The sequence below is a fragment of the Nitratireductor sp. GZWM139 genome (assembly GCF_030068685.1).
GTDB lineage: Bacteria > Pseudomonadota > Alphaproteobacteria > Rhizobiales > Rhizobiaceae > Nitratireductor > Nitratireductor aquimarinus.
Genome location: NZ_JAMQML010000021.1, coordinates 35,240 through 61,128, shown reverse-complemented (window position 1 = coordinate 61,128; position 25,889 = coordinate 35,240). Strand labels below are relative to the sequence as shown.

Below are 25,889 nucleotides of genomic sequence, written 5' to 3'. Positions count from 1 at the left end.
AAACGTCTCGGTCCATTCATCGAAGGGCAGATTGCTGGTGATCAGCGTGGAGCCGCGCTCATAACGCTGTGAGATCAATTCGAACAGCAACTCGGCTCCGGTTTTCGACAGGGGAACGAAGCCCAGTTCGTCGATGATCAGGAGTTTGTAGCCGGCCACCTGCTTCTGGAGGCGCAGAAGACGACGTTCATCACGCGCCTCCATCATCTCGCTGACGAGCGCGGCAGCCGTGGTGAAGCCAACGGACAATCCCTTCTGACAGGCAGCCAGACCGAGGCCGATCGCGACATGGGTCTTGCCCGTGCCGCTGGGTCCGAGCGCGATGACATTCTCGCGCCTGTCGACCCATTCGCAGCGCGCCAGTTCCAGTACCTGCATCTTGTTGAGCTTCGGAATGGCGGTAAAGTCGAAGCTGTCGAGGCTTTTCGCTGCCGGGAACTTTGCAGCCTTGATGCGACGCTCGACCATCCGCCGTTCCCGCTCGATTAGTTCCAGTTCGACGAGCCGCGCAAGGTAGCGGACATGATCCACACCCTCGACCGCACATTGTCGGGCAAGCTTCTGGTGCTCGCGCAGGAAGGTCGGTAGCTTCAGCGCCTTGAGGTGATGAGCGAGCAGAAGTTCGGGAGCATCGCTGCTCATGCCGGTTCCTCCTCGCGGTTCAGCAGCCGCATATAGGCCTTGGCTGACGTCTTCTCGACAGTGGCTCTGGGCAGATAGGGATAGATGTCGAGGTCCAGTTTTGGCGGCCTGCGTTCCGCTCGGCACAGGACGAGGTGCTTCACGGCGTCGAAGCTGATGGCACCCAGGTGTAGCGCCTGCTTCACAGCTGCATGCAGATCGGCCAGATCGAAGCTTTCCAGAAGGCGCAACACCTGCACATAGGCGCGCCGGCCCTGCTTGCCCATCCGCGCTTCCATCAGGCGACGCAGTGTGGCGAACGCCTCGGGCAGCTCCCAGCCCTGCAGAGGAGCCGCCTGGTCGAGCGCATTGATCTTCTGCTCGATCAGCGGCAGGTAATGCAGCGGATCGAAGACAACCTCTTCGCGTTCATAGCTGCGCGGATGACGGGCGATCGTCTCACCGCCGCAGCCGATCACCACCTCGTCGACATAGCCCCGGATCCACACATCTTGATGGCCATATGCGACCGGAACGGAGTAGTCGTTGGTCCTATAGCGCACCAGCGCCTGGGAAGAGACCCGGCCACCGGCCTGGTCGCAGGCATCGAAGGATGAAGCCGGCAGAGCCCGCATGGCCGCAAGGTCACGCTGCAGACGCTCGCCGATCGTCTCGCTCTCGCCACGCAGCCGGTCGCCCTGACGCTTGCGGCATCGATCCTCAAGCCACAGATTGAAGTCTTCCCACGTCGCAAAGCACGGGATCGGCACCATGAAGTTGCGTCGGGCATAGCCGACCAGACCTTCGACGCTGCCCTTGTCATTGCCCTTGCCGGGGCGGCCATAACGATCCCGGACCAGGTAGTGGGACAGGAAGCCGCTGAACAGTGTCGCGCGCTTGCGTGTGCCGTCGGGCAGTATCTTTGCCACCAGGCAGCGGTCGTTGTCGTAGACGATCGACTGCGGCACAGCGCCGAAGAAGGCGAAGGCATGGACATGGCCGTCCACCCATGCCTCTGCTACGGCTGCAGGATAGGCGCGAACATAGCACGCATCGCTGTGCGGCAGGTCGAGCACGAAGAAGTGCGCCTTCTGCTCGACGCCGCCGATGACAACCACGGCCTCGCCGAAGTCCGCCTGCCCATGCCCGGCAGGATGCGCCAGCGGCACGAACATCTCCTGGCCGCGCCGATCCCGATCACGCATGTAGTCCTTGATAATCGTGTACCCGCCAGCAAACCCGTGTTCGTCACGGAGCCGGTCGAACACCCGCTTGGCCGTATGACGCTGCTTGCGCGGAACCGTCCGATCCGCCCAAGCCATCCGTCAATGATTGGGATGAAAGCTTCCAGCTTTGGACGCCGAACCGGAGCCCGCCGTCGATAGCCGGGAGGAACCGAATACGTCATCATCTTGCGAACCGTGTCGCGCGATATGCCGAAATGCTTCGACGCTTCGCGCTGGCTCATACCGCCGTCGCAAGCAACTCGAACCTTCAGATATAATTCCACGGTGTAGATCCCTCGTCCCTCCCTGCGCCAAGCAGAAAAGGGAAAAAGTGGACGACTTTTGCGACGCCCGCAGCAGGACAATCCCGCCGCTACCGTGGTCTAGTTTTCCACCGCCGTTCTCAGGCTTTGGCGAAGGTTGGATGTAATTGGCCACAGACTGTCTACGGGACATCAATTTAGGGCGTGCCTCTCCCATACGGCTCAGCATAAGGGACGTAATCGAAACCACGAACTGCTACGGCAATTGGTTTCCCACAGGCCTTGCAAAAAGGACATCGACACGATCATGGAAACACTAGTTGCGCATGGTGGGGTCGAGCTTGTCGCGCAGCCAATCGCCCAAAATAGAGACCGGCCTGTAGAGGCCGCGCGCTATTGGGAACGTTCCCAATTTCGGGCGAAAAAGCCCCTGTCCTGTCGTGCTTTGTCACGTCGCTGTCCTCTCCTCCCCGCGAACGACGCGCGGCCCTTCTCTTGTCGGCAGCGTCCCCCGCTCAACGAGCGAACAGGGCAGCGACATGTGCGGAACATCCTCATCACCAGCGATCTTCCGGCTCAGCAATTCAAATGCCCGCCGGCCAATATCGCGCGAAGGCTTCATGATCGTTGTGAGTCCCGGCATCGAGACCTCCGCCGCCGGCGTTCCATCGAAACCGAGAATGGCAACATCCTCCGGGCAGTTCAGCCCGGCCTCCCGGACGGCATGAAGCGCGCCCAGCGCCATCATGTCATTGGCCGCGAAAACAACGCGCGGCACACCGCCCTGAAGCAGCCGCTTCATGGCGTCGCGACCACCCTCAATGGTGTAGTGACCGTCCTGAAGCCTCAGCCCCTCGACCGGCCAGCCCTGCGCCGCGCCAAACTCGCGAACAGCGCCAACGAACCGCTCCCGCGCGGTACGATGCGGATCGCCGACCAAGAGGGCCGGCATTCCGAGATCGGCCTGAACAAGTTGCTCAAGCCCGAGCTGCACACCCTGCGTAATATCGCTGCCGACCGAAGGCAGTTCCGGAAACCGTTCGGCCGACGAGCCGATCAGCACCAGCGGAACCTGGCTGCGGGAGAGTTCATCAAGCCCGTTCTGGACCGGATTCACAATCGCGCCATCGACCCGCGACTGGGTCAGCGCCATGAGATGCCGGCGCTCGCGCTCGGGATCCCAGTCGGAATTGAAGATCAGGACAGAGGCCATCTCTTCCGTGGCCGCATCTTGCGCGCCACGGGCAACCTCGGCCCAGAAGGGGTTGGCAATATCAGGGATCAGAAGGCCGACCATGCCGGTGCGCCCGGACCGCAGGGACCGCGCAAGCTCGTTGCGCCGAAAGCCGGATGCCTCAACGGCCTCGGTCACCTTGCGACGCGCCTCCTCGGACACGTTCTCCGCCCCGGACAGCACACGGGACACTGTGCTCTTGGACACGCCAGAGAGCCGCGCAATGTCGATAATGGTCAGGGAAGCGGCGTTATCCGTCACTCTGATTCTGTCCTCCTCATCTTCTTCATTAGCATGAGCCCTTGCTCGTGGGAACCTTCCCACGGCGATTCTGTCCATGCCTGATCAACGGCACAGCATCATGGGCAATGGGGACATCCACCGACGTGAAGCACACCACGCCGAAGCGCGCAGGACGCGCCCCGCTCCTAAAACTGCATCTTCCCTTCCCGCCAGTCTGCGAGCATTCCACGTATTTCCTTCAGGAAGAGCTGGCTGGCCACTTTGCTCGCCGTTGCACCCATGGAGATCGACTGGATATCGAGCGGCAGGTCGGGCTCCAGCGGCAGCGTCACCAGCCCATCCAGACCGTGAAAGGCGGCGGTAAACTCATCGACCACCGCAGAACGCTGCATTGCCAGAACGAGATGGGGTACGGAAACCAGTGTGTTGCCCGTCACCGTATTGTCGAAAGGCAATCCGCGCTCCAGAAGCGCCTCGTTCAGCACACGCCCGATGGGACCGCGCGGGGTCAGTCCCAGCATTGGCACGGAACTCAGATCTTCCAGCCTGACACGGTCCAGCCGGGTCAGCGGCCCGTCCTTCGGGCTGAGCACCACCAGACGGCCACGCCCCAGCGGCTCAGTGGATATGTCGTCAGCCTGAAACCTGCCGATGACGAGCCCGACATCAACCATGCCCGCACGTATCGCCTGAACCTGCTGCTGCGCCGTCCCCACATCCACGGCCACGCGCAGGCCCGGCATCGCATCCAGCACCCTGCGAAGCGCGGTGGGCACGAAATAGGGAGCGAAAAGCCCGACCGACATCACCAGAAGGCGCGTGCCGACGCCCTTTCGCAGCGAGTCGATGCGTTGTTCCAGCCGGCTGATCCCGTCATAGAGAAAACGGCTCTCATTGTAGATGGCGTCCGCCTCGACGGTCGGGATCACGCGCCCCTTGTCGAGCACGAAAAGCGTCAGGCCGATGGCCGCTTCAAGGTCACGCAGATGGCGGCTGACCGTGGGTTGCGACAGGTTCATTTGCCGCGCCGCCGCCGTAATCGACTGCCGCTCGTAGACCGCGCAGAAAACCTGCAAACGCTGCAAAGTCAATGGTTTCATGGCCGCGCTGCCTCCACGTTTTTCCGCCACTCCATAGAGAAATGCTATGGAATAGTGAAAACTTTTCTATTTTCTAACGCAAGCGCTTTCGCCAGATTTGTGTGAGCCATCGGGGAGGGGAACCCAAGAGCCATGCAGGCGCCGCTTATCATCGCATTCACCGTTTTCGGCCTCATGGCCGGCGCCGCCATTGCCTATGTCATTGGCGCTTCCGCGATCCTGACCTTCATTGCGGCCGACCGTCAGATGTATATGGCGGTGCTGCCCCAGCGGCTTTTCAGCCAGCTCGATGTGTTCGCCTTTCTGGCCATGCCGCTGTTCATCTTCGCGGGCGATTTGATGAACCGTGGCGGTCTGGCAACCGCGCTGATCGATTTCTGCATGTCCTTCCTCGGACGCCTCAAGGGCGGCCTGGGCCATGTCAACGTGATGACTTCGGTGTTCTTTGCCGGCGTATCCGGCTCGGCGGTCTCCGACGCCGCCGCACTCGGCAACTCGCTGGTGCCCGAGATGCGCCGGCGCGGCTATTCGCTCGACTACGCCGCGGCCATCACCGGCGCATCGTCGATCATCGGCCCGATCATCCCGCCGTCGTCCATCCTGATCTTCTATGGCGCGCTGATGGAGACGAACGTCACTGCGCTTTTCGCCGCCGGCATTCTGCCCGGCCTGCTGCTGGCCGGCGTTCTGATGGCGATCAACGCCTATTACGCCCATCGCGACAACCACCCCGGCGGCCCGGGCGAGGACGTGCCTGCATTCTTCCCCTCGCTCCTGAGGGCCCTGCCCGCCATGACCCTGCCGGTGATCATTCTCGGCGGCACGCTGTTCGGCTTCATGACGCCGGCTGAAGCGGCAGCGGTGGCCGTGATTGCGGCTCTGGTGGTCGGTTTCACCCATGGCAATCTCACCTGGAGCCAGGTGGGCGCAAGCCTGCAACGCACGGCGGTGATGCTTGGCGGGCTGTTCATCATCCTGTGCGCGATCTCGACCTTTTCCTACATCGCCGCGCTTCTGCAATGGCCGCAGGCCATCAAGGCAACGGTGGAAGACTGGAACCTCAGCCCGCTGCAATATCTGATGCTGATCAACCTGATCTTTCTGGTGGCCGGCATGGCGATGGATGTGAAGGCCGCCGTGGCGTTGTTCGCCCCGATCTTCGCACCTGTCGCAATCGCCATGGGCGTCGACCCCGTACATCTGGGCATCGTGATCTGCTTCAACATCACCACCGGCCTTCTTTCGCCGCCGCTCGGAGGGGTTCTGCTGATCCTCGCGACCACGGTGCGCATGAATTACTGGCGGCTGATACGCGCCACCCTGCCCTTCTTTCTGGCCGAAGTCGCGCTGCTGCTGGTGCTCACCTATTTCCCGGAGATTTCTCTGGCCATTCCACGCCTGTTGGGGCTCGCCTGACGGAAACCGAAACAAAACGGAGGAGAAAAAATGAAGTTTTTACCCAAAGCCCTCGCCATCTCGGCGCTTGCGCTCATGACCGCCGCTGCACAGGCCGCTGACATCAAGATCGCCATGAACGGCGCCGACGATACGGCGACCAACCCGGAAGCAGCCTTCGCCCACGGCTTTGCCGATGCGCTCAAGGGTACCGAATTCGAGGTCTCCATTTTCCCGTCCGGCACGCTGGGCTCGGAAAAAGAGCGTTTCGACCAGGTTGCCCAGGGACTTCTGGAGGTCAATCTCGCCGCCCTTTCCACCGGTTTCGGCATGTCCCCGCTGATGAAGGGCGTCCAGCTTCCGTTCTTCTTCGAGAACCGCGAACAGATCGACGCCGTGCTTTCGGAAACGGACATGCTTGAGCAGATGAACGGTCCGCTTCTCGACAATGGCGTGCGTTTCGTGGACGTCAATTACATCGGCATGGACATCGGCATTCACAATTCCAAGAAGCCGATCGCCAAGGTCGAGGACATGTCCGACCTGCGCTTCCGCGCGCTCAACAGCGAGCAGATCGCACTGCAGGAAGCGCTGGGCGCGACCGGCACGATCGTCTCCTGGTCGGAAGTGGCAAACGCCATCCAGACCGGCGTTGCCGATGGCTATTTCAACCCGCCGAACTCGGCCATCCGCACCGGCCACACAGAGTTTCTGAAGCACTTCACGCCCGCCGACATCACGCCGTCCTCGCGCATCGTTCTGATTTCGGAAGACTGGTACACATCGCTGGGTGATGAGGAAAAGGGCCAGATCGACGCTGCCCTCGCTGCCGGCCAGAAAGCGAACAGGGACTGGGTCAACAACTGGGCCAGCGAAGTGCGCGCAAAGCATGAAGCCGCTGGCGTGACCATCACCGAGCTTGCCGAAGGCGAACGCGGAAAGATGGCCGAGCTGGCCCGCGCCACCTGGGCAACGTCTCTGCCGGACGACCAGCTGAGCATCTGGACCGAAGCCCGCGACTCCGTCGCAGACTAAGCAATGGCCGCCCCCATGAAACACATCGCCAAATCCGTCATCCGCTTCAGCAACGGACTCGATCGTCTGGCCACAGTGATGGCCGGCGTGGCGCTGGTGATCCTCGTGGGGGCCGTCATGCTGCAGGTCCTGGCGCGCTATGTCTTCAACCAGCCGCCGGCCTATACAGAGGAGCTGGCCCGATACGCGATGATCTGGGCCGGCCTCATGGGCGCCACGATATCGTTCAAGCGCCGGTTCGATCCGGCGCTCTTCACCGGGGAAGGTTCACGCAACGCCCTTCTCGGATTAGCCGCCGCGCTGATGCGGTCGGCCGTGGTTCTGATCTATCTTCTGCCGATCCTCTGGTACGTTTTCTACGGTCCCAACATGAACCCGGCGCGCGGTTTTCTGCTGCGCCACAGCCGCACCATGGCCGACGCACTGCCCTTCAGCACCTTCTGGGTGGCCGTGGCCGTTCCAATCATGATCGTCTTCATTCTCGTTCATCTCGCCGCCCGATGGTGCGGCGATGACGGCGTGCCGCCTGCGGACAGCGACGCCACCTGACCTTCGACACAACAATACAGGAGCCTTCCCATGCACGCTGATCTCATCATCCGCGGCGCAGACATCATCGACGGTACAGGCGCCCCCCGTCGCAAGGGTGATGTGGCCGTGTCCGACGACCGCATTGTCGCCACCGGCGACCTGAAACACTGGACCGCCGGACGCGAGATCGAAGCAAAGGGCCGCGTCGTAGCGCCCGGCTTCATCGATCCGCATGTGCACCATGATGCCGCGATGCTCACCCAGCCCGACATGGAGTTCATGACATCGCAGGGCGTCACCTCCGTCATCAACGGCAATTGCGGTTTCTCCATCGCGCCGCTCGTGCCGAAGGGCGAGATCCCCGCCCCTCTGCGCATGATCATCGAAGATGAAGCGCTGCGCTTTGAAACCTACGCCGCCTATCGCGACCGGCTTCTGGCGGAACCGGCAGCGGTCAATGCAGCCTGCCTGATCGGGCACTCCACGCTGCGCGTGAACGAACTGTCCGACCTGAACAAAGCAGCCGATGCGGCGCAGCTGAAAGAAATGTGCCGCAAGCTCGACCGTGCGCTGGGCGAAGGCGCAATCGGGCTTTCCACCGGCCCTTTCTACCCGCCCGCACGCGCCTCCACCACTGAAGAGCTGATCGAGGTGGCGAAGATCACGCAGGCGCACGGCAAGCTCTATGTCACCCACATGCGCGACGAGGGCGACCGCGTGGTTCAGGGGCTTGAAGAGACCTTCACCGTAGGGCGTGAATCCTGCTGCGGTGTGCATGTTTCCCATCACAAATGCGCCGGGCTCGCCAACCACGGCATGTCGGTCACCACGCTTAAAATGATCGACGATGCCATGCAGAAGCAGGATGTGGGCCTCGACACCACACCGTGGATTGCGTCATCCACCATCCTCGATTCCGGCAGGCACAGGCAGGCGACCCGCGTGATCGTAGCTGAAAGCGAGCCCTATCCGCAGATGGCTGGCCGCGACCTGTCCGACATCGCCGGGGAATGGGACACCGACATCGACACCGCGCTGCAGAAGCTTCTGCCCGCGACCGGCATTTTCTTCATCATGAGCGAAGACGATGTTCAGCGCATCCTGTCTTACGAACACACGATCATCTGTTCGGACGGCATCCCCAGCGGCAAGCACCCCCACCCGCGCGTCTGGGGCACATTCCCGCGCGTGCTTGGTCACTATGCCCGCGACCTGTCGCTGTTCTCGCTGGAAGAGGCAGTGCGCCGCATGACCTCCATGCCAGCCGACCGCTTCGGGCTTGGCGGTCGCGGTCGCATCGCCGTTGGCGGCTTTGCAGATCTCGTCATCTTCGATCCCGAGACCATCGCCGAGGGCGCAACCTTCGAGACGCCAATCCGCCCGGCGGTGGGCATCGACCGGGTGTTCGTCAACGGACGCGAAGTCTGGGTCGATGGCGAGAAAACCGGCGCCCGCCCCGGCCGCCCGCTCGAACAGACCGCCCCGTGCATGGTGGTCTGACGACAGAAATACCGGCCCGTCCCTCAGGAGCTTGGACGGGCCAAACGCTTCCGTTCAGCCAACGGAGGCATGGTGGACCTGCCGGCCCGTTGGCCGCATATGGCCTTGACTGCGCATTCGCACGACGTTACGCATATTTCGACAATCATCGAAATAAGGGGCGATGCCGCCTTGCGCGCCCGTGAGAATGCCAATGACCCTTCCAAGCCAGCCCATAGACAACCTCCCCAACCTCGACGAGGAACAGTTTCGGACAATCGATCCGGAAGCCCTGTTCCAGCCGCCCCTTTCGACGCATCCGCCACGCATTCTCATGCTTTATGGCTCGCTGCGCGAACGCTCCTATTCAAGACTGGCCACGGAAGAAGCTGCACGGATTCTGCGCAGGCTGGGAGCGGAGGTTCGCATCTTTGATCCTTCGGGCCTGCCATTGCCCGACGCGACATCAGCGGACCATCCAAAGGTCAAGGAACTGCGCGATCTGTCGATGTGGTCGGAGGGACAAGTCTGGTGCTCGCCCGAACGCCATGGCTCAATGACCGGGATCATGAAGGCGCAGATCGACTGGCTGCCGCTGTCACTCGGTGGCGTAAGGCCGACACAGGGCCGGACCCTTGCCGTGATGCAGGTCTGCGGCGGATCACAGAGCTTCAACGCGGTAAACCAGCTGCGTGTGCTCGGTCGCTGGATGCGGATGGTTACCATCCCCAACCAGTCGTCTGTGGCCAAGGCGTTTAACGAATTCGATGCCGAGGGCCGGATGAAACCCTCGCCTTACTACAATCGCATCGTCGATGTGATGGAAGAACTGATGAAGTTCACGCTGCTGCTGCGCGACCGCACGGAATACCTGACTGACCGCTATTCCGAACGCGTTGAGAGCGCGGAGGAAGTGTCGAAACGGGTCAATCAGCGCTCGCTGTGAAGTCCGCTCTGTTCAACTTGCTGTCAGATGGAAGCGTCTGACAACCGCATGATTGCGAGAAAGCAAAAGACAGACCGACTCCACGGGCCCGAAAAACGCCGGCGAACGGTAGAGAAAACCGCCCGCCGGCATTGAGCTTGGGCTAGTTCATGCCAAGGAGGTCGCGCAGTGTCTCGGCGAGATCCTTGGTCGTTGCTTCAGCGTCCGCACCTTCGGTCACTTCGACCAGCGACGCTGCGATCAGATCAGTCGCCGCCACGCCTTCCGCACCCGGATACGCGTACCAGGGGCCGGCATAGTTTGCGACCTGGGTATGCGCCACGCGGGCATTGGGGTTGCTTGCGTAAAACTCGCCCAGATAGGCTTCGTCCTCGATCACCTTGGCGTTGGCCGGCGCGTAGCCGGTGTTCTCCACGATAATCTTCTGGCCCTCGGGGCCGGTCACGAAGGCCATGTAGTCCCAGGCAGCCTGTTGCTTGGCTTCGTCATCGGTCAGCATGACAATGGCCGAGCCGCCGGTCGGGAAGTAGACTTTGGATTTGTCTTCAGCAGCGACTGGCAGCGGCTTGACCGTCAGGTCGAACTTGTCACCGGCACCCTCGGTGAAGTGCGTCTGCAGTGAGGAGCTTTCGAACATGATGCCAAGCGTACCGGCAGGGAAAGCCTGACGGGCGTCGTTCTCGGAATAGGACTTCATGCCCGCTTCATCGGCAAAGCGCTGATAAAGCCCCGCTGCCGTGATCCCTTCCGGGCCGTCGAAGGTGATGTCGCTTTCGTCCTCGTTCATCGGACGACCGCCATGGGAACCAAGCAGCGACTGGAAACGCCAGTTATGCCGACCGATCCATACGCCATCCGTTGCACCGTCGAGCGCATTGATCTTGGCGGCCAGTTCGATCACGCCATCGAACGTATCCGAGAATTCCTCCATCGAGCCGCCGGCTTTCTCGACAAGCACCGGGTTCACATACATCACCAGTGTCGAGGCCGAGGTGGCCAGCGCATACTGCGTATCCTGGAAACGGCCGAGGGACAGAAGCGCCGGCGTATAGCCCTGCGCGAGCGGCTCGTCTCCGAGGAACCCGTCAAGCGGCTGGGCGAGACCACGGTCTTCCAGAACGCGCCAGAGGTTGAGCCCGACATAGGCGACATCCGGGCCTGTGCCGGCAACCGATTCACGAAGCAGGCGCTGAACACCGTCTTCGTAACCCTCGGCGGCGCCGTCGAGCGTGATTTTGACGTCCGGATGCTTCTCCATGAATGCATCGGCCAGCGTCTTCTGGGTGTCGGCCCAGATCGTGGGGATCGCGTAGTGAACGCGGATCTCGGTTTCCTGCGCGTGCACGCCGGTCACGCCGGCTATGGCAAAGACTGATGCGAGTAGTGTCTTTCTCATGTCGTTTCACTCCTGATTGATGGAAGTCGTCGGCGCGGTTGGATCCGGGCACATTCTGGAATTGCTCGGCTCAACCCTTCAGTCCTCCAGCGGCAATGCCCTGAATGAATTTGCGTTGAGCCAATAGGAAAGCGATCACGAGCGGTGCGGTGACGATAACGGCGGCAGCCATCAGCGGGCCGACATTGTCGCCGGATTCCTGATCGCGAAAATAAAGGATGCCGCGCGGCGGCGTGGCCAGATTCGGGTCCGTCGTCGCGATCAGCGGCCAGAACAGGTCGTTCCAGTGCGCGGTGACCGAGAAGATCGCGAATGCCGTCGCGGCCGGCAGGGCCAGGGGGAAAGCAATGCGCCAGACAATGGCGGTCTCGCTCATCCCGTCCACGCGGGCTGCATCAAACAGATCCGCCGGCAATTGCGCGAAAAACTGCCGGAAGAGGAAAATGCCGAACGCGGTCTGAATGAACGGCAGGATCAGCGCCCACATCGTGTTCAGAATGCCGATTTGGGCAAAGCCCAGAAAAATCGGGATCGCCGTCACATGGAATGGCACCAGAAGGGCGGCGACGACCAGGCCGAAAAGCAGGCCGCGCCCGGCAAATCTGCGCTGGGCAAGCGCATAGGCGCACGGAACGGCGAACAGGATCTGGAAGAAAAGGATGCCCGTCACCATCACAAGCCCATTCCACAGAAACAGGGGAATGTCCGTTTCGGTGAGCGCAAAGGTAAAATTGCTCCATTCGATCTGCGACGGCAGGAACTCGATTGTCGTCGTGAAGATCTCGTCGCGCGGTTTGAACGCCAGTGACAGCATCCACACGAAGGGCAGCAGGATGACGGCTGCACCCGTGAGCAGGAGAACGAGAGGTAGCACGCGGCTGCGGATCGGATGGTTCATCGGTAATGCACCCGCTTTTCGACAAAACGGAACTGGATGAGGGCGAGCGCGAGCAGGAAGGCGAAAAACACCATCGTGATGGCGCTGGCGTAGCCGGCCTTGAAGTAGACGAAACCTTCCCGGTAAAGCGCATAGACAAGCGTGTCCGATGCGAATGCGGGACCGCCCTTGGTCATCGTGGCCACGGTTTCAAACACGCGGAACGCATTGGTCGCGGTTACGACCATCACGAACAGTGTCGTCGGTCCGAGCATCGGCCATGTGACGGTCCAGAAGCGCGACCACCCGCTCCCCGCACCGTCAACTTCGGCGGCGTCATAGAGTTCTGACGGGATTGCCGCGAGGCCGGCCAGAAAAAGCACCATGTTGTAGCCGACACTCTGCCAGATGCCGATCATGGAGAGTGTGTAAAGCACCAGCCCGCGGTCGCTGAGCCAGTTTGGCGTCGGCAGCCCCATCGAGAACAGCGTCTGGTTCACAATCCCGAGCGAGGGGTGCAGAACCATCTGCCAGGCGACGGACATGGCGACCAGCGTTGCCGCCACCGGCAGGAAGTAAACCGTCTTCAACACGTTGGAGAGACGCGGAGCCCAGTTCGACATCTGATGCAGCCCGGCCGCGACAAGCAGGCCGAAGCCGACCGAGAACGGGATCACGATCGCCACATAGATCAGCGTGTTGGTGACCGCGCGCCTTCCGATGCTGGAGGAAAAGAGCTTGATGTAATTGTCCAGGCCGCTCCAGTTGAAGCTCGCAGCGCCGAACTGGTAGTCGGTGAAGGACAGGACGGCGACGATGGCCACTGGCAGGAAGATGAAGAGAAACAGCGCAAGGGTGGCCGGCCCGACGAGCCACAGATCGGTCAGCGCCTGACGCCGTTCGATTGACAGCCTCATGGGGTTGTCCTCCGCCGAACGCCCGTTGCAGCGTCAAACAGGTGCAGTTTGTGCGGCGCGTACCCGAGGCGGACTTCGCTGCCGGGTGCGGGCACGTCGAAATCGGCAGGCGCTATCGCCCGGATCTCTGTGCCTTTCGCGCTGCGCAGGCTGAGAACGATTTCCGAGCCCAGATATTCGGCAGATTCCAGCCGCCCGGTCAGGGCGCCCGTCGCGGCAGGCGCAAGATCTTCGGGCCGCAGGCCGACGATGGCCCCGTCGACATCGATCCCGTCGCCCGGCTCAAGGAAGTTGATGGCGTTGTGTCCGATGAAGGCCGCGACGTCTCGATTTGCCGGGCGCTCATAGAGTTCCCGAGGCGCGCCCGCCTGTGCGACATCGCCGCCGATCATCACCACGATCTGGTCGGCCATGGCCATCGCTTCGGTCTGGTCATGCGTCACATAGACGAACGCCTTGCCGGTTCTGCGATGCAGCGCGCTGATCTCGGAACGCATGCGAATGCGCAGCCGCGCATCGAGGTTGGACAAGGGCTCATCGAGAAGAAACAGTGCAGGATCGCGCACCAGAGCGCGCCCCAGGGCCACACGCTGCTTCTGCCCTCCCGACAGCTGGCCGGGTTTCCGGTCCAGCAGTTCCGCCAGTCCCAGACTTTCAGCCGCTTCGCCAACCTTCGAGAGAATGGTCCGGCGCGCCTCCGCCGCTCCCGGCGCGAGAGAGCCGAGATACGGGATGCGCCCCAGTGTTGAAAGGTGCCGCATGATGAGCGGCAGGGCGATGTTCTGCGCGACAGTCAGATGCGGATAAAGCGCATAGGACTGGAACACCATGGCGACGTTGCGTTCATAGGCGCTCAGACCGCTCACATCGGAGCCGCCGAGAAGCACCTCGCCGGATGTCGGCCGGTCGAGACCGGCCATGATGCGCAGACTGGTGGATTTGCCGCATCCGGAAGCGCCGAGAAGCGCGGTAAAGCTTCCCTGCGCAATCGTGATCGATACCTCGTCCAGCACGGTCTTATCGCCAAAGCGTCGCGTGACGTCGCGCAACTCAAGTATTGCTGACATGGGTGTATGTCGCCCTCTCGAATGTGAGATAGTTTACACGTATCAGGCCAATATGTAACCTTTATGACAATATAGCACTGGCAATGAGGTGCGACGACAAACGCTCGATTGCATCGTCAGCGCCGTTCGCGCGCTCTGTTCCCTCGATATCCGGCGCATCTCCAAGGACGATGACCGGCTTCGAGAAATGCAGCCCGTAGGCGATTTCGCTAAGGGTCCCGTAGGAGCCACCGACCGCAACAAGAACAGCACAGGATTTGGCAATGATCATGTTGCGGGCTTCGCTGAAGCCCGTTGCAATGGGCAGCATGATATCATCATTGGCCTCGCGCCAGTCATGGCCTGGCAACAAACCCACCGTAAGACCTCCGGCAGCGCGGCAACCCTTTGCTGCTGCGGCCATAACGCCAGTGCGCCCGCCGCAGATCATCGTGAGGCCGAGCGCGCCTATACCCGCCCCGACCTGCTCGGCCAGCGCCAGCTTTTCCGCATCGCATTCGCGCGGACCGATGACGCCCACGGGAATCCGGCGCGCTGCCGTAGCTGCAAGCTGCGCAATGGCCTGTCGCGCCGTCGCCTCGCGCGCGCCCTCGGGCGCGGTTGCCGGCTTCCAGGACCAGTCCCAGGGATCCAGACGGCCATTGATGCCGTAGACGGTCCCGTCCGCCAGACGATAGATCGGTTGTGTCATTTTATGCCTCGCTTTTCTTGCGCATGTTCAGTATTGTAAGTTTTCTTACATTACAGCGAACATCTGAACAAGCACATGAAGCATGACGCTCAACGAGCCCAACTGAACACCCGACAAAGCGAGATACTGGCCCGCGCGGAAGCATCCGGCTTTGTGACGATCGAAGGATTGGCCGAAGAGTTTGGCGTGTCGGCGCAGACGGTGCGTCGCGACATCATCCTGCTGTCGGAAGCCGGATTGCTTCAGCGCTTTCACGGCGGCGCAGGTGTCATCGGCAGCACCGAAACCCTGCGCCTGGATCACCAGCACAAGCGCAGCATGGCGGTGGACGACAAATTGCGTGTTGCAGAGGCTGCCGTCGCCCTTCTCTCTGATGGAGCCAGTGTTTTCTTCGATGTTGGCACGACGAGCGAAATGACAGCCAGCGTCCTGAACCAGCGCCCCGGCTTTCGGGTATTCACCAACTCAATGCGCGTCGCCCTCGCTTTCGACCCCGCGCAGCATGACGTCAATGTCCTTGGCCGCAAGGTCGAGGGGCGCGACGGCTCGCTTGTCGGAGAGGAAATCATGCTCTCTCTCGCAGCCCTGCGCTTCGACTTCGCGCTGATCGGGTGCTCCGCAGTGGATGCCGAGGGGCGCGTGATGGATTTCGACCTGTCGAAGATCGCAGTCAAAAAGGCCGCCATGAAGGCAGCCTCCCGCAAGCTCCTGATCGCCGCGCCCAGCAAGTTCGGCCGCACGGCGCTCTCCGCTTTTGCCGAGATTTCGGAGTTCGATGCAGTGGTTGACGGGACCTCGTCATAGGGGCGCTGTCCATCAGCCCGTCCGGGGCGCGAGAATCCACCTCAACCCCGTATGAACCCGCACTGCGGAAGCGCTGAGCGACTTCGCTCAGCGAAAAACGCCCCCCCTTCACGCATCAGGCGAGGCTCCGCACCACCAATAATCAACGACCCGCCCTGAGCAAAAGCGCGCCCTGCAGCGCAACGAAACGCCATTGCGCCGCTGGCGTTACACACCTCCTGAAAATCGACCTCCGACCCACCGAACGACCGCAACGGAATTGATGTTGACTTTATATACGCATCAACGTATATATGCATTTATGAATATTAAACCCACCATCAACCCGGACGAAATGCGCACCGCCGTAGACCAGGCGAGCGAGCTGATGAAGGCGCTGTCGAACCCGCACCGCCTTTTGATCCTTTGCAGCCTGATCGACGGGGAGAAATCCGTTGGGCAACTCGCGGAGTTCCTCGGCATTCGCGATTCCACGGTTTCGCAGCATCTGGCGCTGCTCCGTCGGGACGGCATCATTGCCGGTCGCCGCGACGGACAGACGATCTGGTACCACATTGAGGGAGATATCGCCCGAGAGGTGGTGGGCGTACTCTACAATCACTACTGCCCAGCCGACACTTGATCCCCCGCCGCCTGAAGCGTGCCAACCAGCCAACCAGCGCCGCTAACAAGCAGCGCACAAATCAACCACAAGACAACATCCGCACAGAAACGCAGACAGCATCATTCGACTGTCAGCCGCCTGTCGATCACGAGAATGAGCAAGAGGACGTTTCCATGACAGCCAAGCCCGAAGTTACCGGCTTTTTTGATCCGCGCACCTGGTCGATCCAGTATGTCGTCGCCGACCCTGAAACCGGCAAATGCGCCATCATCGATCCCGTGCTCGACTATGACGAGAAGTCGGCGGCGACAGCGACCACACATGCCGACAACATTCTCAACTTCATTGCCAGCAAGGGCTATGAGATCGAGTGGATTCTCGACACGCATCCGCACGCCGACCACTTTTCCGCCGCTGCCTATCTCAGGGACAAAACCGGAGCGCCGACCGCAATCGGTGAAAAGGTGACAGAGGTCCAGAAGCTGTGGAAGGGGTTCTACAACTGGCCCGATTTCCCGGCAGACGGCTCGCAGTGGGACAAGCTCTTTGCCGACGGCGAGACCTTCAAGATCGGCAACATCCCTGCAAAGGTGATGTTCTCACCCGGCCATACGCTCGCGTCGATCACCTATGTGATCGGTGACGCCGCTTTTGTTCACGACACACTGTTCATGCCTGATGGCGGCACGGCCCGCGCGGACTTTCCCGGCGGCAGTGCGACAGAACTCTGGAAGTCCATCCAGGACATTCTGGCCCTGCCCGACGAAACGCGCATCTTCACCGGCCACGACTATCAGCCGGGCGGGCGAGAGCCCATGTGGGAATCGACCGTGGCCGAGCAGAAGGCGAAGAACATCCATATGTCGGTCTACAAGACTGAATCGGAGTTCGTCACCGCACGGGACGCGCGCGACAAGACGCTTTCCATGCCGAAGCTGATCCTGCACGCCCTGCAGATCAACACCAATGCCGGACGGCTGCCGGAACCCGAGAAGAACGGACAGCGCTATCTCAAGATTCCGATGAACCTGCTGGAAGGCGCCGCCTGGGACGACTGATGGAGGATTGCAGTTCTGGGTGGAGCCCAGCGACAAAAGGGAAAGGGGGCGGAACGGCCGCCTTCCCGGAGAAGCACACCACCTGGAACCGCCCGCCACTTCCCCCGGCCTGAGCACTCCTCAAACCGTCGACATCAAGGACCTAGAATAAATGACTGAATTCACCCCGTGGCTATCGCTGCTGGGCGGCAGCCTGATTGGCCTTGCCGCAGTGCTGCTGATGGCTTTCCATGGCCGCATCGCCGGCATGACCGGGATCCTCTCCGCTCTCATCCCACCCCTTTCAAGCGACTGGGGCTGGCGCGCGGCATTCATTGTCGGAGCCATCGGCGCACCGGCATTGATCGTGGGCCTGACGGGCTACACCATTCCCTTTGAAAGCCCCACCCCCGCGCCCTGGCTCATCATCGGCGGCCTGATTGCGGGCGCCGGCGCTTATTTCGGTTCAGGCTGCACCTCCGGCCATGGTGTGTGCGGCATGGCGCGTGTTTCGCCTCGCTCGATCGTCGCAACGCTCACCTTCATGGCGTCGACCGCCATCACCGTCTTTGTCATCCGTCACGTCATCGGAGGTCTTTAATGACCCGGATCTTCTCCGCTCTCGTCATTGGCCTGATCTTCGGGGCCGGCATTGCACTCTCCGGCATGGCAAATCCGGCAAAGGTGCTGAACTTCTTCGATGTTGCCGGAAGCTGGGACCCTTCCCTCGCCTTCGTCATGGGCGGCGCCCTCGTGGTAACCGCCATCGGATACACATTCGTCCTCAAGCGCAAAGCACCGGTCTTTGACCGGCTGTTCCACCTGCCGACCCGCCGGGATATCGATCTGCCGCTTCTCGCTGGTTCGGCCGTGTTCGGCATTGGCTGGGGCATCACCGGCTTTTGCCCGGGCGGCGCAATCCCGGCGCTGGGGCTGGGCTATTCCGACGCCTGGGTTTTCGTCGGCTCGATGGTCGCCGGCATCGCGCTTGCCAGGCTTGCCCGGCACACCATGGCCGCACGCGCAGCCGGAAAGGCAGTCTGAGAATGTGGCCCTTCAGTCTTTTCTGCAAATCCGGGAAAACGACCGTGCGGAAAATCGACGAACGTTTCGCGACCGCCGGCCAGGTTCGGCCCGAAGACATCGCTCAACTGGCGCAGGAAGGCTATGTCGCCATTCTCTGCGCGCGGCCCGACAATGAAGAGCCGGGCCAGCCCGCATTCGCGGTGATTGCCTGCGAGGCAGAAAACCACGGCATGAAAGCCGTCCACGTCCCGGTCACGGGAGCGCCGTCGGCGGCACAGGCCGACCGCTTCAAGGAAGCTATGATAGCTTTCGACGGGCCGGTTCTGGGATATTGCTGATCCGGCGCACGGGCCGCCGTGCTCTACTCATCCATCAGGCAGTGATCTGCCGTGACCGACCCCACGCCATCGCGCCGGACGCGATGGCGTCCACCCCTTATTCGCGTGACAGACCGATCATGACCAAAGCATCTCGATATTTTCCGTTTCTCCAATGGATCAGGGACTATGACGGAACGGTGCTGACCAGCGACCTTCTGGCTGCGGTCATCGTCACGATCATGCTGATCCCGCAATCACTCGCCTATGCCATGCTGGCCGGCCTGCCGGCGGAAGTCGGCCTCTACGCCTCGATCCTGCCTCTGGTGGCCTATGCGATATTCGGCACCAGCCGCACACTCGCTGTCGGCCCCGTCGCCGTCGTCTCGCTGATGACCGCCTCGGCCGTCGGGCAGGTTGCAGCGCAGGGCACGCTGGACTATCTCACCGCAGCAATCGCGCTGGCGCTGCTGTCGGGCGGCATGCTCATCGTCATGGGCATTTTCAGGCTCGGCTTCCTCGCCAATTTCCTGTCACATCCGGTGATATCGGGCTTCATCACCGCATCCGGCCTGCTGATCGCAGCCGGCCAGCTTCGCCACATTCTCGGGGTGTCGGGTGGCGGCGGCACGCTTCCAGAAATCCTCGGTTCGCTGTCCGGTCAGTTCACCGCCACCAATCCGGTCACGCTCGCCATCGGCGTCAGCGTTCTGGCCTTCCTGTATTTCGCCCGCAAATATCTAAAACCCCTGCTGGTCGCCGCGGGCATCCCCGCGCGCGCCGCAGACATGGTGGCGAAAGCCGCACCCATCCTTGCGGTTGCAGCAACGGTTGCACTGGCTGCCGCCCTTGATCTGGGTGCGCGCGGCGTCGCGCTGGTCGGCGCGATACCGCAGGGCCTGCCAGCCTTCGGCGCACCTGCTCTCTCGCTCGATCTCCTGTCGACGCTTCTTGTACCCGCCTTCCTCATTTCAGTGGTCGGCTTTGTCGAATCCGTTTCCGTGGGACAGACCCTTGCGGCCAAGCGGCGGCAGCGCATCAATCCCGATCAGGAGCTGATCGGACTGGGTGCCGCCAACATTGCTGCCGGTCTTTCATCCGGCTATCCCGTAACCGGCGGCTTCGCGCGCTCCGTGGTCAATTTCGACGCCGGCGCACAGACCCCTGCCGCAGGCGTGTTTACCGCTGTCGGGATCGCGCTCGCAGCTTTGTTCCTCACCCCGCTTCTCGCCAGCCTGCCGCAGGCGACCCTTGCCGCAACCATCATCGTTGCCGTGCTTTCGCTGGTGGATTTTGGAGCGGTGCGCCGGGTCTTCGCCTATTCCAGATCCGACTTCGCAGCCATGGCCGCCACCATCCTCGTCACACTTGGCTGGGGCGTCGAACTCGGCATCGTTGCCGGTGTCCTGCTGTCGCTGCTCCTGCACCTCTACCGCACCAGCAAGCCGCACACGGCCATCATCGGCCAGGTGCCCGGCACCGAACACTACCGCAACATCGAACGGCATTCCGTCCTCACCAGCCCCGAAATCCTGTCGATCCGCGTCGATGAAAGCCTGTACTTTGCCAATTCGCGCTACCTTGAAGACACAATCGCCAAGCATGTCGCCGCCCGGCCGGACCTCAAGCACGTCATCCTGATGTGCTCGGCTGTCAACGCGATTGATGCATCGGCGCTGGAAAGCCTCGAAGAGATCAACCGTCGCCTCGCCGACGCTGGACTCGGTTTTCACCTGTCGGAGGTCAAAGGGCCGGTCATGGACCGCCTCGGGGACACTGAATTCCTGAAACATCTCAACGGCAGGGTCTTCCTCAGCCAGCACGAAGCAGTTTCGGCGCTCAGGGAACCCCGTCAACCTGTAATGGAAAGAGCGACCATCGACGCCTGACACCCGCGCCCGGAGCGTACTATGTCGCCCTCGGCATATCGGTGACATCCTAGGGCCTTGATAGCCGTGCAGAGGTGCAGGCAGTAATGGCGACTGTAGTCATCGCTCTGGGGCGTTTCCTGCGTCGACATCCTTAGGGCGACGCCGAGTTTCCCTAAGGGACCGGCGATAGCCGTGCGCGTGGCAAAAACCCCGCCGCGCCAAGACGATGTTGCTGCGGATCCCGGCAACCTCACCTCCGCTGCCTCCTGCTCAAGGGCATACTCATCAGAATGAACGTCCCCGCCTTTTGCGGGCCGTAAATCGATTCATTGAGCACATCAACTTCATCGCCGCGCGCCCTCTCCCGCCAACGGCCTTATCCACCCTGCGCCGCTTTTCCCATCACCATGCCTGATCCGCTTCACGGTGCAGTGTCCTCAGTCATGGAAGCCGCCGTGCGTGCCGGCGTTCCCGGCATCGAGGCTGAATGCGGCGGGGCCTGCGCCTGCGCAACCTGCCACGTCTACGTAGAGCCGGAATTCATGAACACGGTTGGCGAAGCTGACGGCATGGAAACCGATATGCTCGATTTTGCCTGGGAGCCATCGGCCAATTCGCGCCTCTCCTGCCAGTTGACGGTAACCGACGCGCTTGATGGCCTGGTGGTGCGCGTTCCCGCACGTCAGGGCTAGAGCGGGCCACGAGGCAGCTTTGCGGAAATGCCTGCGGCTGCGTTCCAGCGCGCAGGCTGACGCCGCGCAGACAAGCTATGCAAATCGCCGCCATTTATTATGATAACCACCATCAAGAATAAATTAGATAAAACCTGCCCAGAAATCCCCATTCTCTAAGAGATTCTGATTTTTCTCCTTTTGAATATTTGCATATTCATTGTATTGCTGCGCTTATCCTGATCATTTAAGTGTCTGGAAATTGTGTTGAAATTGGCTGCATAGAATGGGCGGGCGAAAGAAAAATGATCGGCAAACTTGGCAATTTATTCGCGAGCGCCATGTTGGCGCTGTTTGTAGCCAGCCCCCTTCAGGCACAAAATATCTCTTCGAACACAGTCGTTTTTGAAAATGTTCGCATTTTCGACGGGGCTGCCTTGACCGAGCCAATGAACGTGCTGGTCGAAGGAAATCAGATCGCAGAGATATCAGCTGACCCGATCAGTACGGACGCGGCCACCACACGGATCGCGGGCGATGGTCGGACGCTGATGCCAGGGCTGATCGACGCCCACTGGCATACGTTCATGGTCCGCCCCTCGATGATGGTTGCGTCAACTGCACCATTTCCCTTTATCACCCTGCTTGCGGGCGCCGAGGCTGAGGCAACGCTCATGCGCGGCTTCACAAGTGTTCGTGATTTGGGTGGGCCCGCATTCGGCCTGAAGATGGCTATTGACAGAGGCGTGACCCGCGGGCCGCGGATCTGGCCGTCCGGGGCCATGATCTCACAGACTGGCGGGCACGGTGATTTCCGGATGCTTTCCGAAATTCCGGCCACACCGGACACCTTGAGCTATCCTGAACGTATGGGCATGTCCGCCATCGTCGACTCGCCGGACGAGGTTCGCAAGCGCAGTCGGGAGCAATTGCTGCAGGGTGCCAGCCAGCTCAAATTAACCGTTAGCGGTGGGGTCTCGTCCCCCTATGGGCCAATCGACACCATCCAGTTGAGTGTTGACGAGATCCGGACAGCGGTCGAAGCCGCTGCAAACTGGGGCACTTATGTAACAGTGCACGCCTACACGCCAGAAGCCATACGCAACGCCATCGAGGCTGGCGCAAAAGTCATCGACCACGGCCAGCTGGCTGATGAGGCCACCGTCAAGATGATGGCTGAAAACGGTACGTGGTGGAGCCTTCAACCCTTCGTTGGCGATGAGAATGCAAACCAGCATGCGGATGCCGAACGTCAGGCCGCCTCAGCCGAGATTCACGCCGGCACCGACAGGGCATATGAGCTGGCGCGCAAATATGGCGTTAAGGTCGCCTTCGGCACGGATATACTGTTTGATGCCGCACGCGCCGCAAGACAGGGCGCGCAGCTTGAGACAATGACGCGGTGGTACACTCCGGCAGAGGTGCTGAAGATGGCCACGGCAGACAATGCCGAGCTGTTGGCCCTGTCTGACAGGCGTAATCCCTATCCGGGAAAGCTGGGCGTCGTTGAAGTCGGGGCGCTTGCCGACCTGCTTCTGGTCGATGGTGATCCAATCGCTCAGATCGACCTGTTTGCAGATCCCGCCAAGAATTTGCTGGTCATCATGAAGGACGGTCGTATCGAAAAGAACATCGTCGCGGAGAACTGACAAAGCCGGTCGGGCAGCCCTGGTGTTGCTCGCGGGGTTCTTTTCAGGCCGGTGTTCAGGGCCGTTTTTTGATCGTTGGATCAGCCATCGAGCCGCAATGGTCAAGGCAGATCCGCTGGGAGTTTAGGCTGATAATATGAAGTTCCGTTTCGGTTGTGCGATTTCTCTTACTCTTGGCTGTCTGTATCCGGTGGGTGAGCTCCATGCCGCTGAAGGCGGCGCTGGTGTTTATCTGTTGGGGTTGCGCAGCAGCGGTGCTGGTTTCACTCCGCCTCCGGGACTTTTCTTTTCGGATCAGCTCTTCATGTATAACGGGTCGCTTGAAGGGCGTGTTGAGCTGGCCGGCGGCGTGCTGGCCGGTGGCGTCGACGCTGACCTCATCATTAACATTCCAACAGCGCTTTGGGTGACCGAGGCCGAGATATTCGGAGGGCGGCTTGGTTTCTCGGTAACAACGCCGTTTGGCCGCACCAGTGTCAGCGGGTTCGTGAACCCGTTTGGGAGGGCGAGTGACAGTGTGTTGACGTTCGGAGACCCTGCCCTGACCACCTTCCTTGGCTGGAACGTTGGCAACTTCCACATACAGTCTGGCGTCACTGGGTATTTCCCGATTGGTGACTACAGGGAAGCAGCACTGGCGAATGTCGCCCGCCACCGACTTGCCGCAGACGTCTATACGGCTGTCACCTGGCTTGATCCGGAATGGGGCATTGATATCTCGAACACCGTCGGGATCACCTTCAATGCGGAAAATCAGGCGACCAACTACCAGACCGGCATTGAATTCCACTGGGAAGGCGCAATTACCAAGCAGCTGACCGAGAGTTTCTCGGCAGGGCTCGTTGGATATTACTACAGGCAGCTTACAGCAGACAAAGCGCCCCCGGCGATCGCCGCCCTCCTCGGCGATTTTAAGGGCGAGGTAGCAGGTGTAGGCGTGCAGGTTGGTTATAATTTCCGGATTGGCCAGGCACCCGTCTCGACCCGGCTGAGATATTACCATCAGTTCAGCGCCAAAAATCACCTTGAGGGCGATTCAGTCTTCCTGTCACTAAGCCTCCCACTGGCAGTGAACCAGTAGAACAATTTTCAATTGTCTCAATTTTGAAGACGCTTTTCTTCGCAATTAATCCAATCCGTGAGACCAATGATGGATCGTATTTATTCTGCATTTCAGCGCCACTTTTGCGGAACTGGAATTTTAATTGGCGCTTTGTTCTTTTTCGCCTCGCTGACCCCCAGCCTCATCCCGCGCAGCTTTGAAGTACAGGGCGTCCTTGGAGGAGTGGCATTCAGTGCAGGATACGGAATTGGCGTTCTTCTTGTCGCCGTGTGGCGCTATTTGCAACTGCCGTCGTTTCATGAGCGCCTTCTAAAGCTCGCACAATTAATCTTATCCGTACTAATATTAATTATATTAATCATCGGGCTGTACAATTCTGCCGGTTGGCAAAATTCTGTTCGCGGTGTTCTGAACATGGAGCCGGTGGATAGCGCCTATCCTGTAAGCGTCATCATCATCGCCATTCTCACCTTCGCTTTCCTGTTTCTCTTGGCGCGCGGAATCATTGCGCTGGGTCGCGCCGTAGCAAACAGGCTTGATAAATTTCTCCCGCGACGGGTTTCAATCATCGCTGGTGCAGCAGTGACGCTCATCGTCGTTGCCACACTCGCGAACGGCCTTTTGATCGAGTACACGTTTCGTCTTCTGGACAAGTCATTTGCGGAACTCGACGCACTACACGAACCTGAGCGCCCGCAGCCTTCAGTCGTCGAGCGCGCAGGCAATCCGTCTTCGCGGCTGGAATGGCCAAAACTGGGTCGAGCAGGAAGAGAGTTTGTCGCATCGGGCCCGACGGCGGCAGATATCAGCCAGGTTACCCAAAGAGCCGCAGTTGAGCCCATCCGTCTGTATGCCGGTTTGCAAGTCGCAGAGACGCCCGATGAGCGCTCACAGCTCCTGCTTGATGAGCTCATTGAGCTGAATGCCTTTGATCGGGCCGCCCTGGTTGTCGTTACGCCGACTGGCACAGGTTGGGTTGATCCGTCTGCCATCGATGGTCTGGAGTACCTGTATGACGGCGACACTGCCAGTGTCGCTCTGCAGTACTCCTATCTGAACAGCCCGCTCTCATTGGTGTTCCAGTCGGAAAACGGCCTTGAATCGTCGCAAAGCCTTTTCCGAACCATCTACAGATACTGGCAAAAACTCCCTGCCGGTCAGAGGCCCAAGCTTTTCCTGCACGGGCTCAGCCTCGGTGCGTTCAATTCCCAGCGTTCCATAACGTTCCTTGACCTCCTCGGAGACCCGATCGACGGTGCTGTCTGGAGCGGAACGCCTTTTCCAAGCGAGAAATGGCAGACAATCACCGCAGACCGCGATGCAGGTTCCACACAGTGGCTACCGGTTTATCAGGGTGGACGCTTTGTCCGCTTCATGAACCAGAATGGGGTCACCGAGGGCAACACTGCACCGTGGGGCAATGTTCGCATTGTCTATCTGCAGTATGCCAGTGATGCGATCACGTTCTTCGACAAGCACCTGCTCTACAGAGAAGCCGACTGGATGAAGGCTCCAAGAGGTCCTGATGTTTCTCCTTTGCTGAGTTGGTATCCGATTGTCAGCATGCTTCAATTGCTGGTCGACATGCCGTTATCCGATGGTGTGCCGATGGGGTATGGCCATGTCTATGCGCCGGATCATTATCTGGATGCCTGGCTTGAGGTGACAGGAGTGGAAAACTGGAGTTCTGAAGAGATAGATGCGCTTAAAATGCATCTGCATTCGAAAGCCTCAAATGCGGACGGCTACGAGTATCGCGGCGGATGATCGTGAATAAGGCGGCTGAATGCCCCCCCCCGGCAGGGTGGCCCCAAGATTAAGCGTGC

23 protein-coding genes and 2 pseudogenes are annotated in these 25,889 nt (G+C 60.6%); 16 read left to right on the top strand and 9 right to left on the bottom strand.

Annotated elements, in window-relative coordinates:
• From istB to NDI72_RS20160, 4 genes and pseudogenes are all read right to left on the bottom strand, one after another.
• Positions 1-642: IS21-like element helper ATPase IstB (gene istB, locus NDI72_RS20175; RefSeq protein ID WP_283801605.1), on the bottom strand; the 642-nt coding region annotated here is incomplete at its 3' end.
• Positions 639-2,131, bottom strand: a pseudogene (gene istA, locus NDI72_RS20170) (IS21 family transposase). The pseudogene istA and the gene istB, both read right to left, overlap by 4 nt.
• A 427-nt stretch (positions 2,132-2,558) precedes the next feature.
• The gene (locus NDI72_RS20165; protein WP_283801604.1) at positions 2,559-3,605 is read right to left on the bottom strand and encodes a LacI family DNA-binding transcriptional regulator; all 1,047 of its coding nucleotides are present in this window, start codon (positions 3,603-3,605) and stop codon (positions 2,559-2,561) included.
• A gap of 167 nt (positions 3,606-3,772) precedes the next feature.
• Complete coding sequence (locus tag NDI72_RS20160; RefSeq protein ID WP_206549310.1) at positions 3,773-4,687, bottom strand: LysR family transcriptional regulator; 915 nt, start codon at positions 4,685-4,687, stop codon at positions 3,773-3,775.
• Between the two features lie 132 nt (positions 4,688-4,819).
• On the opposite strand from NDI72_RS20160, the gene NDI72_RS20155 reads away from it, so the two are divergent.
• The 5 genes from NDI72_RS20155 (at position 4,820) to arsH (ending at position 10,073) form a co-directional block, all read left to right on the top strand.
• A complete protein-coding gene (locus NDI72_RS20155) occupies positions 4,820-6,103 on the top strand; it encodes a TRAP transporter large permease (RefSeq protein WP_113156654.1) in 1,284 nt (427 codons plus the stop codon).
• A 30-nt stretch (positions 6,104-6,133) separates the two neighbouring features.
• Positions 6,134-7,117, top strand: a complete 984-nt coding sequence (locus NDI72_RS20150) for a TRAP transporter substrate-binding protein (RefSeq protein WP_283801603.1) — start codon at positions 6,134-6,136, stop codon at positions 7,115-7,117.
• A 15-nt stretch (positions 7,118-7,132) separates the two neighbouring features.
• On the top strand, positions 7,133-7,666 hold the full coding sequence (locus tag NDI72_RS20145; protein WP_246747111.1) for a TRAP transporter small permease: 534 nt from the start codon (positions 7,133-7,135) through the stop codon (positions 7,664-7,666).
• Between the two features lie 30 nt (positions 7,667-7,696).
• A complete protein-coding gene (locus NDI72_RS20140) occupies positions 7,697-9,148 on the top strand; it encodes an N-acyl-D-amino-acid deacylase family protein (protein WP_283801602.1) in 1,452 nt (483 codons plus the stop codon).
• 193 nt (positions 9,149-9,341) lie between these two features.
• Entirely contained in the window at positions 9,342-10,073 is a 732-nt protein-coding gene (arsH, locus tag NDI72_RS20135; protein WP_113156650.1) for an arsenical resistance protein ArsH, read from the top strand.
• Between the two features lie 142 nt (positions 10,074-10,215).
• Here arsH and NDI72_RS20130 read toward each other — a convergent pair whose 3' ends face one another.
• The 5 genes from NDI72_RS20130 to NDI72_RS20110 form a co-directional block, all read right to left on the bottom strand.
• The gene (locus NDI72_RS20130; RefSeq protein ID WP_283801601.1) at positions 10,216-11,469 is read right to left on the bottom strand and encodes an ABC transporter substrate-binding protein; all 1,254 of its coding nucleotides are present in this window, start codon (positions 11,467-11,469) and stop codon (positions 10,216-10,218) included.
• A gap of 70 nt (positions 11,470-11,539) precedes the next feature.
• Positions 11,540-12,367 carry a carbohydrate ABC transporter permease gene (locus NDI72_RS20125; RefSeq protein WP_113156648.1) on the bottom strand — a complete coding sequence of 276 codons (828 nt, stop codon included), beginning with the start codon at positions 12,365-12,367 and terminating at the stop codon, positions 11,540-11,542.
• The gene (locus NDI72_RS20120) at positions 12,364-13,263 is read right to left on the bottom strand and encodes a carbohydrate ABC transporter permease (RefSeq protein ID WP_206549305.1); all 900 of its coding nucleotides are present in this window, start codon (positions 13,261-13,263) and stop codon (positions 12,364-12,366) included. Before NDI72_RS20120 ends, NDI72_RS20125 begins: the two co-directional genes overlap by 4 nt.
• Positions 13,260-14,330 (bottom strand): ABC transporter ATP-binding protein, encoded by a 1,071-nt coding sequence (locus NDI72_RS20115; RefSeq protein ID WP_283801600.1) that lies wholly within the window; start codon positions 14,328-14,330, stop codon positions 13,260-13,262. Before NDI72_RS20115 ends, NDI72_RS20120 begins: the two co-directional genes overlap by 4 nt.
• A gap of 61 nt (positions 14,331-14,391) precedes the next feature.
• Positions 14,392-15,021: a TIGR00725 family protein gene (locus NDI72_RS20110; protein ID WP_283801599.1), complete on the bottom strand. Its 630-nt coding sequence runs from the start codon at positions 15,019-15,021 to the stop codon at positions 14,392-14,394.
• Positions 15,022-15,096: 75 nt separating this feature from the next.
• Here NDI72_RS20110 and NDI72_RS20105 point away from each other — a divergent pair, with 75 nt between their 5' ends.
• The 11 genes and pseudogenes from NDI72_RS20105 to NDI72_RS20055 all read left to right on the top strand — a co-directional run bounded on the left by NDI72_RS20105 (position 15,097) and on the right by NDI72_RS20055 (position 25,830).
• A complete protein-coding gene (locus NDI72_RS20105; protein ID WP_283801598.1) occupies positions 15,097-15,825 on the top strand; it encodes a DeoR/GlpR family DNA-binding transcription regulator in 729 nt (242 codons plus the stop codon).
• 301 nt (positions 15,826-16,126) lie between these two features.
• Positions 16,127-16,447 (top strand): ArsR/SmtB family transcription factor, encoded by a 321-nt coding sequence (locus NDI72_RS20100; RefSeq protein WP_283801597.1) that lies wholly within the window; start codon positions 16,127-16,129, stop codon positions 16,445-16,447.
• Positions 16,448-16,602: 155 nt separating this feature from the next.
• Positions 16,603-17,487, top strand: coding sequence for an MBL fold metallo-hydrolase (locus tag NDI72_RS20095; protein ID WP_113156642.1), 885 nt, complete (start codon positions 16,603-16,605; stop codon positions 17,485-17,487).
• A gap of 151 nt (positions 17,488-17,638) precedes the next feature.
• Positions 17,639-18,067, top strand: coding sequence for a YeeE/YedE family protein (locus tag NDI72_RS20090; protein WP_206552970.1), 429 nt, complete (start codon positions 17,639-17,641; stop codon positions 18,065-18,067).
• Positions 18,067-18,510, top strand: coding sequence for a YeeE/YedE family protein (locus NDI72_RS20085; RefSeq protein WP_283801596.1), 444 nt, complete (start codon positions 18,067-18,069; stop codon positions 18,508-18,510). Before NDI72_RS20090 ends, NDI72_RS20085 begins: the two co-directional genes overlap by 1 nt.
• A gap of 44 nt (positions 18,511-18,554) precedes the next feature.
• A complete protein-coding gene (locus NDI72_RS20080) occupies positions 18,555-18,830 on the top strand; it encodes a protein tyrosine phosphatase family protein (RefSeq protein ID WP_283801595.1) in 276 nt (91 codons plus the stop codon).
• A 119-nt stretch (positions 18,831-18,949) separates the two neighbouring features.
• Positions 18,950-20,698: a SulP family inorganic anion transporter gene (locus NDI72_RS20075; protein ID WP_283801594.1), complete on the top strand. Its 1,749-nt coding sequence runs from the start codon at positions 18,950-18,952 to the stop codon at positions 20,696-20,698.
• A gap of 416 nt (positions 20,699-21,114) precedes the next feature.
• Positions 21,115-21,372: pseudogene (locus NDI72_RS20070) on the top strand (2Fe-2S iron-sulfur cluster-binding protein); the annotation flags it as partial.
• 284 nt (positions 21,373-21,656) lie between these two features.
• Positions 21,657-23,000, top strand: a complete 1,344-nt coding sequence (locus NDI72_RS20065; RefSeq protein WP_283801592.1) for a metal-dependent hydrolase family protein — start codon at positions 21,657-21,659, stop codon at positions 22,998-23,000.
• A 136-nt stretch (positions 23,001-23,136) separates the two neighbouring features.
• The gene (locus NDI72_RS20060) at positions 23,137-24,081 is read left to right on the top strand and encodes a SphA family protein (protein ID WP_283801591.1); all 945 of its coding nucleotides are present in this window, start codon (positions 23,137-23,139) and stop codon (positions 24,079-24,081) included.
• Positions 24,082-24,150: 69 nt separating this feature from the next.
• Complete coding sequence (locus NDI72_RS20055; RefSeq protein ID WP_283801590.1) at positions 24,151-25,830, top strand: alpha/beta hydrolase; 1,680 nt, start codon at positions 24,151-24,153, stop codon at positions 25,828-25,830.
• Positions 25,831-25,889: the final 59 nt, after the last annotated feature.

Coding starts and splice junctions, on each gene's coding strand:
- NDI72_RS20160 (WP_206549310.1), bottom strand. CDS start 4,687: ATGAAACCATTGACTTTGCAGCGTTTGCAGGTTTTCTGCGCGGTCTAC.
- NDI72_RS20155 (WP_113156654.1), top strand. CDS start 4,820: ATGCAGGCGCCGCTTATCATCGCATTCACCGTTTTCGGCCTCATGGCC.
- NDI72_RS20150 (WP_283801603.1), top strand. CDS start 6,134: ATGAAGTTTTTACCCAAAGCCCTCGCCATCTCGGCGCTTGCGCTCATG.
- NDI72_RS20145 (WP_246747111.1), top strand. CDS start 7,133: ATGAAACACATCGCCAAATCCGTCATCCGCTTCAGCAACGGACTCGAT.
- NDI72_RS20140 (WP_283801602.1), top strand. CDS start 7,697: ATGCACGCTGATCTCATCATCCGCGGCGCAGACATCATCGACGGTACA.
- arsH (WP_113156650.1), top strand. CDS start 9,342: ATGACCCTTCCAAGCCAGCCCATAGACAACCTCCCCAACCTCGACGAG.
- NDI72_RS20130 (WP_283801601.1), bottom strand. CDS start 11,469: ATGAGAAAGACACTACTCGCATCAGTCTTTGCCATAGCCGGCGTGACC.
- NDI72_RS20125 (WP_113156648.1), bottom strand. CDS start 12,367: ATGAACCATCCGATCCGCAGCCGCGTGCTACCTCTCGTTCTCCTGCTC.
- NDI72_RS20120 (WP_206549305.1), bottom strand. CDS start 13,263: ATGAGGCTGTCAATCGAACGGCGTCAGGCGCTGACCGATCTGTGGCTC.
- NDI72_RS20115 (WP_283801600.1), bottom strand. CDS start 14,330: ATGTCAGCAATACTTGAGTTGCGCGACGTCACGCGACGCTTTGGCGAT.
- NDI72_RS20110 (WP_283801599.1), bottom strand. CDS start 15,021: ATGACACAACCGATCTATCGTCTGGCGGACGGGACCGTCTACGGCATC.
- NDI72_RS20105 (WP_283801598.1), top strand. CDS start 15,097: ATGAAGCATGACGCTCAACGAGCCCAACTGAACACCCGACAAAGCGAG.
- NDI72_RS20100 (WP_283801597.1), top strand. CDS start 16,127: ATGAATATTAAACCCACCATCAACCCGGACGAAATGCGCACCGCCGTA.
- NDI72_RS20095 (WP_113156642.1), top strand. CDS start 16,603: ATGACAGCCAAGCCCGAAGTTACCGGCTTTTTTGATCCGCGCACCTGG.
- NDI72_RS20090 (WP_206552970.1), top strand. CDS start 17,639: ATGACTGAATTCACCCCGTGGCTATCGCTGCTGGGCGGCAGCCTGATT.
- NDI72_RS20085 (WP_283801596.1), top strand. CDS start 18,067: ATGACCCGGATCTTCTCCGCTCTCGTCATTGGCCTGATCTTCGGGGCC.
- NDI72_RS20075 (WP_283801594.1), top strand. CDS start 18,950: ATGACCAAAGCATCTCGATATTTTCCGTTTCTCCAATGGATCAGGGAC.
- NDI72_RS20065 (WP_283801592.1), top strand. CDS start 21,657: ATGATCGGCAAACTTGGCAATTTATTCGCGAGCGCCATGTTGGCGCTG.
- NDI72_RS20060 (WP_283801591.1), top strand. CDS start 23,137: ATGAAGTTCCGTTTCGGTTGTGCGATTTCTCTTACTCTTGGCTGTCTG.
- NDI72_RS20055 (WP_283801590.1), top strand. CDS start 24,151: ATGGATCGTATTTATTCTGCATTTCAGCGCCACTTTTGCGGAACTGGA.